Source organism: uncultured Sphingobacterium sp. (genome assembly GCF_964277905.1).
GTDB classification, from domain to species: Bacteria; Bacteroidota; Bacteroidia; order Sphingobacteriales; family Sphingobacteriaceae; genus Sphingobacterium; species Sphingobacterium siyangense.
Map to the genome: position 1 here is coordinate 37,790 of NZ_CAXYKD010000003.1, position 12,061 is coordinate 49,850.

The 12,061-nt window shown below is 43.4% G+C and carries 11 protein-coding genes and 1 riboswitch; of the genes, 7 read left to right on the forward strand and 4 right to left on the reverse strand.

Annotated elements, in window-relative coordinates; genetic code table 11:
* Positions 1–205: 205 nt before the first annotated feature.
* The 3 genes from ACHWSC_RS02175 to ACHWSC_RS02185 all read right to left on the reverse strand — a co-directional run bounded on the left by ACHWSC_RS02175 (position 206) and on the right by ACHWSC_RS02185 (position 2,356).
* Positions 206–634: a hypothetical protein gene (locus ACHWSC_RS02175; protein WP_394675651.1), complete on the reverse strand. Its 429-nt coding sequence runs from the start codon at positions 632–634 to the stop codon at positions 206–208.
* An 84-nt stretch (positions 635–718) separates the two neighbouring features.
* Positions 719–1,327 (reverse strand): GrpB family protein, encoded by a 609-nt coding sequence (locus tag ACHWSC_RS02180; protein WP_394675652.1) that lies wholly within the window; start codon positions 1,325–1,327, stop codon positions 719–721.
* Between the two features lie 138 nt (positions 1,328–1,465).
* Positions 1,466–2,356 carry a DMT family transporter gene (locus ACHWSC_RS02185; protein WP_120332814.1) on the reverse strand — a complete coding sequence of 297 codons (891 nt, stop codon included), beginning with the start codon at positions 2,354–2,356 and terminating at the stop codon, positions 1,466–1,468.
* 111 nt (positions 2,357–2,467) lie between these two features.
* On the opposite strand from ACHWSC_RS02185, the gene ACHWSC_RS02190 reads away from it, so the two are divergent.
* Positions 2,468–3,883, forward strand: a complete 1,416-nt coding sequence (locus ACHWSC_RS02190; RefSeq protein ID WP_394675653.1) for a PLP-dependent aminotransferase family protein — start codon at positions 2,468–2,470, stop codon at positions 3,881–3,883.
* A 63-nt stretch (positions 3,884–3,946) separates the two neighbouring features.
* Here the strand turns inward: ACHWSC_RS02190 and ACHWSC_RS02195 are convergent, their stop codons facing one another.
* Positions 3,947–6,583, reverse strand: coding sequence for a family 78 glycoside hydrolase catalytic domain (locus ACHWSC_RS02195; protein WP_394675654.1), 2,637 nt, complete (start codon positions 6,581–6,583; stop codon positions 3,947–3,949).
* A gap of 160 nt (positions 6,584–6,743) precedes the next feature.
* Positions 6,744–6,839: riboswitch (TPP riboswitch) on the forward strand.
* A gap of 59 nt (positions 6,840–6,898) precedes the next feature.
* Here ACHWSC_RS02195 and thiS point away from each other — a divergent pair.
* From thiS to thiH, 6 genes are read left to right on the forward strand one after another with little or no spacing between them, the layout of a single operon-like run.
* A complete protein-coding gene (thiS, locus tag ACHWSC_RS02200) occupies positions 6,899–7,105 on the forward strand; it encodes a sulfur carrier protein ThiS (protein WP_394675655.1) in 207 nt (68 codons plus the stop codon).
* Positions 7,106–7,151: 46 nt separating this feature from the next.
* Positions 7,152–8,966 (forward strand): phosphomethylpyrimidine synthase ThiC, encoded by a 1,815-nt coding sequence (thiC, locus tag ACHWSC_RS02205; RefSeq protein WP_394675656.1) that lies wholly within the window; start codon positions 7,152–7,154, stop codon positions 8,964–8,966.
* Positions 8,963–9,580 (forward strand): thiamine phosphate synthase, encoded by a 618-nt coding sequence (locus ACHWSC_RS02210; protein ID WP_394675657.1) that lies wholly within the window; start codon positions 8,963–8,965, stop codon positions 9,578–9,580. Before thiC ends, ACHWSC_RS02210 begins: the two co-directional genes overlap by 4 nt.
* Positions 9,526–10,158, forward strand: coding sequence for a thiamine phosphate synthase (locus tag ACHWSC_RS02215; RefSeq protein WP_394675658.1), 633 nt, complete (start codon positions 9,526–9,528; stop codon positions 10,156–10,158). Before ACHWSC_RS02210 ends, ACHWSC_RS02215 begins: the two co-directional genes overlap by 55 nt.
* Positions 10,155–10,925 carry a thiazole synthase gene (locus ACHWSC_RS02220; protein WP_394675659.1) on the forward strand — a complete coding sequence of 257 codons (771 nt, stop codon included), beginning with the start codon at positions 10,155–10,157 and terminating at the stop codon, positions 10,923–10,925. Before ACHWSC_RS02215 ends, ACHWSC_RS02220 begins: the two co-directional genes overlap by 4 nt.
* A gap of 10 nt (positions 10,926–10,935) precedes the next feature.
* Positions 10,936–12,060 carry a 2-iminoacetate synthase ThiH gene (thiH, locus tag ACHWSC_RS02225; RefSeq protein WP_394675660.1) on the forward strand — a complete coding sequence of 375 codons (1,125 nt, stop codon included), beginning with the start codon at positions 10,936–10,938 and terminating at the stop codon, positions 12,058–12,060.
* The last annotated feature ends 1 nt before the right edge of the window (position 12,061 follow it).

Here is a 12,061-nt window from a genome sequence, read left to right on the forward strand (position 1 = left end):
CGTATTTCCGTGGGATATGTCAGTACATCGATCTATTTTGGGTAGTCTTAGCGTAAAAACTATAGAACCACCTATTAGACAACAAGTTTACACTGACAATTGTTTTGCAGTTATTAATTATAAAAGAAATACTTTAATTCTTAATTGATATTATCAAAAAGGTCATTGAGAAGTAAGGACACCGCTCATCAAGGATTAAATTTCATCATTCAGGCAAAATCTGATTTCTGTGATACTTCAAATGCATCACATAGTCAAGCATTAAAAATTCGAGGCTATGGTCATTACAAGTCCTTTGTGTCAGTTTATTCGCAATTATATGCTGAAACAAAAACAACAATTGCTCGTTTACCGATCGCCATAAATTGCATAATTTAACGGTCTCAGCATGTTGATAGTCAGCAGATGAACAGTAGGCTACCTGATCATAGTATATTTTTGGATTTTCTTCAAATTGAGCTCTTATAAACCGTCCGTAATTTACAAAAGCGCTATCGACTAAATGAGCTAGAATTTCTTTTTTACTCCACTTATTTGGTCCCAATTTCATATTAAAATCGTCCTCGTTTAATTCTATAATTTGCCGGGTAAAATCATGGATAATATCCTCAGATTCAGCCAAAAATGTATTCATACCTAAATCTATCTCTTATTGCACTAATTTCTTAACAATGTAATCCCTTGCCTCCACGCTATTGTGCAACGTTCCATTGTTCTACTATTTTATTGTTCCGTAAACTTTTTTGTACCATTCCACAGCTTTTGCTTCGTGCTCTTTCAAAAATTCATCTTTGGCGTCATTATAGTCGTTCCCATCTTTCCATTGCTGGAGTACCAACTTTTCTTTGATCGCCTGATACTGATCTCTTACTTCTTCATGTACACGCAGATAATCGCGAAACGCTATATGGCGCAACCAGTGCACTGATGACGTCGGTATGCTGTGAATATGCGCTATCCGTAGCGAATGATCATGCAATCGTACTGGAATTTCATCGTTGGGTGCAATGTGCTCTGGTAACCCCAATGCTTCAGGCCGATCAATCAGGGCGACAAAAAAACGTCTGTAAGGCATATCCTCATTATATTTTTCATAATATACATAGCATTTACCCTGCAACAGGAACGGAATGCGATCAAGGTCATTTTCTTCCTCAAGACCGATCAATATATCAATGATTGGTTTGGCAGACAATCCCTCAACGGCCGTACTGCCTATGTGATCTACCCTCGACCTTATAGGTTTCAACAATGCAAGAAGTTCATTTTGAATGCTGTCGAAATTCGCTTTCCATATCGGATTATAAGGTTCAAACGGTAAAATCATACGATGTTCTCTTTGTCAATACAAGATAATAGACATCATTCGATCAAATACACCTCGAACGATGCCCTAAAAGTTAAAGTTAATAAATTTATGGTTTTCCGAGAGAACCTATAAACCAGTTCTCTTTTTCTAATGCATTTATTGGGCAAATTTCTTCGTCGCTACGACACAGAGGATAACACCAACTGTTACAGCAAGCATGCCAACACTGACTTGTTCATGAAGAAGCCAGGCGGCTAAAGCCAAACCAAAGAATGGCTGTAATAACTGTAACTGTCCGATGGTCGCCGTGCCACCTTGGGCAAGTCCTTTATACCAAAAAACAAAGCCAATAAACATACTGAACAAGGAAACATAGGCTAAACTAGCCCAGGCGCCCATAGGTACAGCATCAAAAGTGGATGGAAGATAGATAAAAGTAAGTGGCAACATCAGCGGCAGCGACAAAACCAGGGCCCAGGAAATGACCTGCCAACCACCCAGCGTCTTGGTCAATTTAGCGCCTTCAGCATAGCCCAAACCACAGAGAATGACCGATAAAATCATTAAAACGTCACCTAAAGGTGAGGCTGTTAGTCCTTGTGCCAGCGCATAGCCGATCACCAGTAGGCTCCCTAAAGCAGAGAACAGCCAAAAGATTGGCTTCGGACGCTCGCCACCGCGTATAATACCAAATACGGCTGTCGATACGGGCAAAATACCGATAAAAACTATGGAGTGCGCAGACGTGATGTGCTGCAGGGCTAAAGCGCTCAGTAAGGGAAATCCAACGACACATCCTATTGCAACGATGCATAGCGAACCCAATTGTTTTCTTTCTGGGCGTTTTTCCTTAAAAACCATCAATGTTACAAGTGCCAATATACCTGCAATCGAAGCTCTGGCTAGCGTCACAAATACGGGGTCAAATGCTAAAACCGCCATTCGTGTTGCCGGCAACGAACCACTAAATAATACCACCCCAATAAAACCGTTTAACCAACCGCTGGCGGTATTTTCTTGTAATTTACTTATACTTAATTCTGCCATGTTTCAACCTTTTACACAAAGTTCGTCCATTACAAGAACTAAGCACAGTCACAGTTTTTGATAATTCAATGGACACAGTTACCTTTGAAGACAGATATTAATCCTTATTTTATGAAAAAAGATTATTTGTATAATGAAATAGCAGACAATATTGCCAATAAGATTAATTCAGGTGTCTTAAAAGCCGGCGAGAAACTACCTTCAGTGAGAAATCTAAGTGCTGAACACGGTATCAGTATAAATACAGCAAAAAGGATATTTCTAGAGCTGGAAGGACGTTCACTTATACGCTCCAAACCTCAGTCCGGCTACTTCGTTAGTCCTCCAAACTATATGCAGCTTCCTTTGGCCGCAGCCAGTCAACCTATTCCAATCGCCAATAACCGAGAACCAGATCAATTAATGAATAAGGTGTATTCAACCATGGGGCGCCGGGATTTAACCTTATTTTCGATCGGTGTTCCTTCGGGAAGTCTCCTGCCTACCGCAAAATTGAAAAAAGAAATCGTCCTCGCTACACAGGAGCTCAGCGATGGTGGCACAGCATATGAGCCCTTGCAGGGTAATATAAAATTACGTCGTATGGTAGCTGTACGTTCATTGGCCTGGGGTGGAAATCTAAACGAAGATGAGGTCGTTACCACCAACGGCTGTATGAATGCTTTGGTTTTATGTCTGATAGCCTTAACCAAACCTGGAGATACACTGGCTCTTGAAAGCCCCTGCTATCCGGGTATCCTCCAACTTGCCGTTAGCCTGGGACTTAAGGTGCTGGAAATAGCCACGGACCCCATCACAGGAATAGACATTGAAGCCCTCAAAAAGCTATTGCCCGAAATCAAAGTCTGCTTACTGGTTCCCAATTTTAACACCCCTCTGGGCTATTGTATGCCGGATGAGAACAAGCGGAAAATTGTATCACTGCTAGCAAAACATCATATCCCGCTGATCGAAGATGACACCTACGGCGACCTCCATTTTGGCACCCAACGCCCCAAATGTTGCAAATCTTTTGACCTAGAGGGCAATGTACTCTGGTGCGGGTCAGTTTCAAAGACCTTGGCTCCGGGCTTTCGTGTCGGATGGGTCGCTCCTGGAAAATACAAGGAACAGATTATCAAACTAAAACTGATCCATTCCCTATCATCTACAGCGATCATCAACGAGGCAGTGGGAAATTTTCTATTAACAGGAAAGTATGAAAACCACCTACGTAAACTCCGTAGATCATTAACAGAAAACTACCAGCAGTATGCCGCTATCATCGCAGACCATTTTCCGGAAGGTACTAAAATAAGCCGCCCACAGGGCGGACTCGCCCTATGGGTTGAATTTCCAAAACACATCGATACAGGCAAACTATACAACTATGCGCTTAAACTACAGATTAGCATTTCACCGGGAAGGATCTTCACCTTGCAGGATCAATTTCACCATTGCATGCGTCTCTGTATTGGCTTACCCTGGAGCAATGAACTCGCCTTAAAGTTAAAACAGCTTGGTAAACTCGCAAAAGCCCTCCAATAGATTACAACATTGATGAATAAAACCCACAGTCAAGACAACGAAACAACAAGTCGGAGCCTATGTTTACTTGAGTTCCAGCTCCAGCCTGTGTTTACCAGCCTCCAATTGGACGATATCGCTGCTTCTAACATTATCCGGTGGATAAAATGTTGCCGTCGCATTAGCAGGTATTTGGATATTATATACGATCATTTTATCCGTTAACTTCCATTCGGAAACAATTTTACCGTAGGGTGAATCGTAAGAAATAGAAGATTCTTTCAATTCCTGGGGGAAGATAGGTTTTAAGAGCACATGTTTAAATCCAGGTTGTTTAGGATCTGGCAGAATCCCGCCGATAGATTTAAAAAACCAACCACCGATTTCGCCAAACATCATGTGGTTGTCTGAAATATCCCGTGTTGCTTTTAAATCCCAGTTCTCCAACAATGTTGTCGCTCCATTTACAATCCACCATCCCCAAGACGGGTAGGTATCTTGTACCGCGACCTTATAGGCTGTCGTTGCATAACCGTTATCTTTTAACGCATTCAATAATGCTTTAGCACCCAATACGCCTACATCCAAATGAAAGTTGGTCTCTTCCACTTTCTTATTCAGATTGGCTGCAACACGGGCTTTCATTTCATTGGGTACAACACCCCAATAGAGTGGTACACTCAGTTCGGTCTGTGTTCCATTGCTATAAACACCCTTGGAAGCATCTAAAAATTTAGCGTTGATGGCCGTCTTAATTTTTTCGCTTAGCAGTTCATATTTTTGTTGATCTGCTGTGTGTCCAAACAATTTGGCCGCAGCAGCCAAGATGGTCGCATCCACATAAAAATAAACAGATGAGGTCAACTCCAGATTGGACTGTGACTTCACCGGCACCCAGTCTCCACGCCCAAACGTTGTCAACCCAGACGGGCTGATTCCGTCTACATAATCGACATAGCGTTTGATATTTAGGTAGCATTCTTCTAATGCACGTGGGTCTCCATAAAACTGATAGATCTGCCATGGAATGATGGCAATGGTGCTTGTCCAATCCAAACCATTTGCGGTACCGTAGCCCCATCCGCCAGTTGGAATAATATCGGGTAAGACACCATTCTCCTGTTGTTCATCACGATGATCCGCCATCCATTTTTCATAAACTGTTATCCCGTCAAAATTGTATAGAGCTGTTTCAATCGCAAGGTGCCCATCCCCTGTCCAGCCGTTCTTTTCCCGTTGCGGACAGTCTGTAGGATAGCCCATCAAATTGGATAAGTAGGCATTGTTGGTCGCTGTCCATAGTTTGTTGACCAACGCTGATGATGTCTTGAGCTGTCCAATAGCAGGCACATCACTATGCATAAAATAGGCGGTCACAGCCGAACTATCCAATGCAATTGCGGCACTGCTGCTAACCTCGACATAACGAAACCCTTTGTAACCGAACTTTGCCATAAACTCATCATCGCGGCCACTTAAGGTCAATATATCGGTCTGAAAGGGCTCCTTTTCCTTATCGCCCCGATAATAAACATCAATATTGGACTGATCAAGATGCCCATCGGCCTGCAATCGCTCACCATGCTTGATACGCAGCATAGTACCCGCAGCTCCTTTCACTTTAATTTTTGTAATCCCGGCCATATTCTGGCCCATATCGAACACATAGGTACGCTGGTCTATCTTTGTCACTGATTTTGGCTTATAGGACTTCACGAGCCGAATCGGTACCATCTGTTGGGAAACGATATGCGCTGATGGCGCATTTCTATACTGAACAGCCTGCCAAGCCGAATCATCGTATTTTGGTTTATCCCAGTTAGGTATTTCCAGTCTTGCATCGTAATGCTCACCAGTGTAAATATTATTATAGGTGATTGGCCCCGAAGCAGTCTTCCACTGCTTATCCGAAACAATGGTTTCCGTCGTTCCATCTGTATAAACAATTTTCAGTTCTAAACAGAATGTTGGCCGGGCCCGCCATGGTGCTTTATCAAAGTTCCAAACGGCCATTGGTTGATGATTATACCAGCCATTCCCCAAAACAACGCCAATAGCGTTCTCTCCTTTTTGAAGCTGCTGGGTTACGTCCGTCACGACATACAACGTGCGGCGGTCAAATCGTGTATACATTGGATCCAGACGATGGTCGCCAACGCGCTGGCCATTAATGGAAAGTTCATATAATCCCGCTGTGGCAATATACGCGCGGGCAGATTTTATCTGCTTATTTGCCTTAAATTCTCTTCTAAAATAAGGCGTTTCCCGCGCATGAATATCCTTATTGTCGCTGATCCATTTTCCTTTCCAAAGGTTTTGTCCCATCATTCCTGTTTCGAAAGATGCTATTTCAGAACGTGTTGATACACCATCCTTATCCCATATTTTAACCTTCCAGTAGTACTTAGTCTGTGGCTTTAACTGTGCGCCGTTATAGGGCACTAACATAGCCGAGCTGAACTGTTTGCCACTATCCCAGCTATCTTTTGTCTCTTTCAGCAATGCCAGCGAATCTTGCCCTAAAAGGATCTGATAAGCTTGTTGTACCGCACCTTTACGTTGGTCCTGAAGTCGCCAGCTAAGTCTCGGGTGAATTGCATCAATCCCCAATGGATTGACCAGATGTTCGCATGTCAACTGCACGGCGCTGCAGTTGTTTTTAGGTTGGGCATAAGTGTTGCTAGCGATACACAACAGTGTTGTCAATAAAATCCTACGCATTAAAAGATACTATTCTTGGTCGTTGTTAAATTGTTTTAGCTGATTCAAAAAACTAATATATCAAATATTTCCCACATACTGACCTGTACTTTCCTGCACAATATGCCTAAGTCTGCAAAATAAATTTCTTGCAACTTTCATAAAAATAACCTTATCTTAGTCGCAACTTTAGGGGTGTCTGCTCGTGCAGGCTGAGATTTTACCCTTAGAACCTGATCCGGATCATACTGGCGTAGGGAAAAGTGAGCTGTCTACAAGGTGCATTGCTGTGCCTTTGTGTAGCCATTCCTAAAGTTTTACCAAAAAAATTAAGGAATGGAACTTACAATAAACCATCAGATTCGATTTTTCGACCCCACACTTGCTTCACTTGAAGGCTTGTTGCTTTTGGAATTATCTGGCAAAACTCAGGGTGTGGCTGTAGCCATCAACAACAAAGTCATCCCCAAAAAGGACTGGACTACGACAAGACTTAAACCTTACGATCAGATTATCTTAATTACCGCATCTCAGGGCGGATAGCCATTCCAAAAAAATCAACCGAGTAATTCACCCAATACAGAAAAAAATGACAGCTGAAACAATTACGCAATCACCCTTTCCAAATGCAAAGAAAATTTTCGTATCCGGAAAACTATTTCCTATTCAAGTCGCTATGCGTCAAATCTCCTTGAGTCCAACCAAATTAACGAATGGAGAGGTAGAAATTAATCCGCCGGTAACAATTTATGATACTTCTGGACCTTATACGGATGATACGGTCCATATCGATATCCGAAAAGGCCTCCCGCGCCTTCGCGAACAGTGGATCTTGGGTCGTCAGGATGTCATACAGCTGGCTGGCATAAGCTCTGAATATGGACAAAAACGTCTTTCTGATCCAACGTTGGATGAACTCCGATTTGCCTATAGTCATAAACCAAAAGTAGCCTCTGCCGGCAGGAATGTCACCCAATTACATTATGCAAAGCAAGGCATCATTACGCCAGAAATGGAGTACGTTGCTATCCGGGAAAACCAACGTATCGAGCAGCTCACAGCCAGCACCCCCGGAATGGATCATCAGCATAAAGGGCAAAACTTTGGTGCTAGAACACATAATAAAGCTATTACACCAGAATTTGTCCGTGAGGAAATCGCTGCCGGAAGAGCGATCATCCCTAATAATATCAATCATCCTGAAAGTGAACCCATGATTATCGGGCGCAACTTTCTTGTTAAAATTAATGCCAATATTGGCAATAGCGCCGTAAGTTCAAGTATAGAGGAAGAAGTTGAAAAAGCGGTATGGGCCTGTCGTTGGGGAGCCGATACCATCATGGACCTATCCACTGGCAAAAATATTCACGAAACCCGCGAATGGATTATCCGTAACTCGCCCGTTCCAATCGGTACAGTACCGATCTATCAGGCGCTCGAAAAAGTGAAGGGAGTGGCCGAGGACCTTACCTGGGAAATATTCAAAGATACCTTGATTGAACAGGCCGAACAGGGTGTTTCGTACTTTACCATACACGCCGGCGTACTGCTTCGTTATATCCATCTCACCGCTTCTCGAGTAACGGGCATTGTCTCCAGAGGTGGGTCTATCATGGCCAAATGGTGTCTTTTCCACCACAAAGAGAACTTTCTCTATACCCATTTTGAGGAGATCTGTGAGATCATGAAGCGATATGATGTTGCTTTTTCACTTGGCGATGGTCTCCGTCCAGGAGCCATTGCGGACGCCAACGATGCGGCTCAATTTGCTGAGCTCGAAACACTGGGCGAACTCACCAAAATAGCCTGGAAGCACGATGTTCAGGTGATGATCGAAGGTCCAGGGCATGTTCCTATGCAATTGATCAAAGAGAATATGGACAAGCAATTGGCTTGTTGTGACGAAGCTCCATTTTATACCTTAGGTCCCTTAACAACTGATATTGCTCCAGGTTATGACCATATCACATCAGCCATTGGAGCTGCTATGATCGGTTGGTATGGATGTGCGATGCTTTGCTATGTGACCCCAAAAGAACATCTGGGCTTACCAAATAAAAAAGACGTTAAAGACGGTGTAATCACCTATAAACTAGCTGCCCATGCGGCCGATTTGGCCAAAGGACATCCGGGTGCACAATACCGTGATAATGCCTTGAGTAAAGCGAGATTTGAATTTAGATGGGAAGATCAATTCAACCTTTCCCTGGATCCAGATACCGCACGTGAATATCACGACGAAACGTTGCCTGCAGATGCGGCCAAAGTGGCTCACTTCTGCTCCATGTGCGGTCCCAAATTTTGCTCGATGAAAATTACGCAGGAAATCAGAGATAGTGCCGCACAAGGGATGCAGGAGAAATCGCAGGAATTCATCGCACAAGGAAAAGAGATCTATTTATGATCATCGCTTTGACAGCAGCAGAAACGATCCCTTCTGAAATAGGGATTATAAATGCTTTGTTCAAAGAAGGACTTGATATCCTGCATTTGCGCAAGTATCATTTTACGGACCTACAAATGTTCAGGTACGTTGAATCTATAGATTCAACGTACCTGAACAGATTGGTCCTACATTCCCACCCTCACCTATCGGCTGAGCTCGGAATCGCACGTATTCATATGAACGAAAAGAATAGAAAGGATAGATCAACAAATCAAATGCTGTCTACAGCAATCTGTTCGACATCTGTGCATGATATCGATCAATTCAATAACCTTGATGGATGTTGGGCCTATGCTTTTCTAAGTCCATTATTTCCGAGCATCTCAAAAGTGGGGTATGGAGTGCATAATGCAAGGTTGGATCAGCTCCCGTCACGCTCCAACTTTACTGTTGGTCTCATCGGTCTTGGAGGGATAAACCAAGGCAACTGCCTTATTCCGATGCAGCAAGGTGCAGATGGAATTGCCTTATATGGTACTTTATGGAAGCATCCTGATCCAGTTCAAAATTTTATAGCATGCAAACAAAAACTATGGAAAAACTCCAATATATATCGCAGGGACAAACATTAACTGAACAAAAAAATAACGTACTGAAAGCGCTGGATGCGGGAGCCAAATGGATACAGATCAGATGGAAGGACGCCGATGAAAAAAGCCGATACACGCTTGCAGAACAGATCAAGCAAACCTGTTCCGAATTTGGTGCCAGCTGTATTATCAATGACCATCCTTTGCTTGCAGCGGCTGTAGATGCTGATGGAGTGCACTTGGGACTGGATGACTGCAGCGTCGCAGCTGCCCGGGACATATTGGGTGCAGGAAAAATAATCGGCGGTACTGCCAATAGCTTTTCGGATGTAAAACAAAGAATAAGTGAACATTGTGACTATATCGGACTCGGACCATTCAACTATACCACAACAAAACAAAAACTAAGTCCCCTATTGGGAATTGCAGGATATGAAAATATTATCCAACAAGTCCGCCTAGAAGGCTTGCCCCCTATTCCAATATTCGCAATTGGGGGTATAAGCCAACTTGAAGATATCCAACAGCTATTAGAAATTGGAGTTTACGGTGTAGCACTCTCCGGAATCGTAACCAAGACTCCAAACATTGTTTCATCCATCAATAAAATTTTATTATGAGCAACCTACATATAGCCGATCGCGTATTTGAATCCAGATTATTTCTGGGTACTGGCAAATTCGGTAATCTCACAGAAATGAGCGATGCCATTGTGGCTTCGGCCTCCCAATTGGTCACCGTTGCCCTCAAACGAATCGACCAGACCAGCACAGACGACAGTCTCATCAGTGCTCTCGACCTGACGGCAATCGATTTGCTTCCCAATACTTCGGGAGCACGAACTGCTGAAGAAGCTGTGCTCGCAGCCCAACTTGCACGGGAGGCCCTGGAAACCAACTGGGTAAAGCTGGAAATTCATCCCGACCCTCGTTATTTACTGCCCGATCCTATTGAAACCCTGCGTGCAACTGAATCGCTAGCCAAACTGGGTTTCGTTGTCATGCCCTATATTCACGCAGATCCAGTACTTTGTAAAAGATTGGAAAATGCAGGTACAGCAGTTGTTATGCCTTTAGGTGCTCCTATTGGTAGTAATAAAGGGCTTCGCACACTGGACTTTCTCGAAATTATTATTGAGGAGAGTAATGTCCCAGTGGTTGTAGATGCTGGGATCGGAGCTCCATCCGATGCTGCCAAAGCTATGGAAATCGGAGCGGATGCAGTCTTGGTCAATACGGCAATTGCAGTCTCAAATAATCCGATACGTATGGCCGAAGCATTTAAAGAGGCTGTTATCGCTGGACGAAAGGCTTATGAGGCCGGTTTAGGAAAGATACGCTCCCATGCAATCGGTTCGAGCCCCTTAACTTCATTTTTATTTGATTGATGATTCACTTATGACAGATTTCAAAACGATACTCGATGAATACTCCTGGAATGACGTCCACACACAGATTTATGACGCTACCAATCGGGATGTACAGCATGCGTTAGAAAAAGACCATTTAACGCTCGCTGATTTTAGGGCGCTCATCTCACCGGCTGCAGCTCCGTATCTGGAACAAATGGCACAAAAAACACAACAAATCACGCAACGTCGCTTCGGTAAAACCATACAGCTCTATGCCCCTCTTTACCTGAGCAATGAGTGCCAAAACATCTGTACATATTGCGGTTTTAGCATGGACAATAAAATTAAACGCAAAACCCTCAGCAACACTGAACTACTACTGGAGGCAATGGCACTTAAATCCATGGGAATCAACCACATTTTACTCGTCAGTGGAGAAGCCAACAAAACGGTCGAGATCAATTATTTCCTAAACGCCATTCACCTTTTAAAACCTCATTTTTCACAGATATCCATTGAGGTACAGCCACTGGAAGAATCCGAATACCGACTACTACAGGCCGCAGGGGTTTATGCAATTTTGGTCTATCAGGAAACCTACCATCGAGAAGTTTACAAACAATATCATCCGAAAGGAAAGAAGTCCAATTTTGACTATCGTTTAGATACGCCTGACCGTATAGGCCGGGCCGGAATCCATAAAATCGGACTGGGGGTATTACTTGGGCTAGAGGACTGGCGGGTGGACAGCTTTTTCACCGCGGCACACATTGCCTACTTGCAAAAACAATATTGGCAGACACGCTATTCCATTTCCTTTCCACGCTTACGACCAGCCGCGGGCTCTGTTGAGCCAAATTTTCATTTAGCAGATCGTGATCTACTGCAGTTGATCTGCGCATATCGTCTGTGGAATGAAAATTTGGAAATCTCCATTTCAACCAGAGAAAACCAAACCTTCAGGGATCATATCATACCCATTGGCGTAACCACGATGAGTGCAGCTTCAAAAACCAATCCTGGAGGCTATGTTGTCGATCCCCAAGCTTTGGAACAATTTGAAGTAAGTGATGAAAGAGATATGGAAACAATAAAAAATCAAATCCGAAAAATGGGCTATTCTCCAGTGATGAAAGACTGGGAAAGCAATTACGCGGGTATTGTACGTTAAA

Bases quoted from the DNA above. Each gene is read 5' to 3' on its own strand.
- ACHWSC_RS02215 (WP_394675658.1), top strand. From the start codon at position 9,526: ATGCAAACAAAAACTATGGAAAAACTCCAATATATATCGCAGGGACAA.
- ACHWSC_RS02180 (WP_394675652.1), bottom strand. From the start codon at position 1,327: ATGATTTTACCGTTTGAACCTTATAATCCGATATGGAAAGCGAATTTC.
- ACHWSC_RS02175 (WP_394675651.1), bottom strand. From the start codon at position 634: ATGAATACATTTTTGGCTGAATCTGAGGATATTATCCATGATTTTACC.
- thiH (WP_394675660.1), top strand. From the start codon at position 10,936: ATGACAGATTTCAAAACGATACTCGATGAATACTCCTGGAATGACGTC.
- ACHWSC_RS02195 (WP_394675654.1), bottom strand. From the start codon at position 6,583: ATGCGTAGGATTTTATTGACAACACTGTTGTGTATCGCTAGCAACACT.
- ACHWSC_RS02185 (WP_120332814.1), bottom strand. From the start codon at position 2,356: ATGGCAGAATTAAGTATAAGTAAATTACAAGAAAATACCGCCAGCGGT.
- thiS (WP_394675655.1), top strand. From the start codon at position 6,899: ATGGAACTTACAATAAACCATCAGATTCGATTTTTCGACCCCACACTT.
- thiC (WP_394675656.1), top strand. From the start codon at position 7,152: ATGACAGCTGAAACAATTACGCAATCACCCTTTCCAAATGCAAAGAAA.
- ACHWSC_RS02210 (WP_394675657.1), top strand. From the start codon at position 8,963: ATGATCATCGCTTTGACAGCAGCAGAAACGATCCCTTCTGAAATAGGG.
- ACHWSC_RS02220 (WP_394675659.1), top strand. From the start codon at position 10,155: ATGAGCAACCTACATATAGCCGATCGCGTATTTGAATCCAGATTATTT.
- ACHWSC_RS02190 (WP_394675653.1), top strand. From the start codon at position 2,468: ATGAAAAAAGATTATTTGTATAATGAAATAGCAGACAATATTGCCAAT.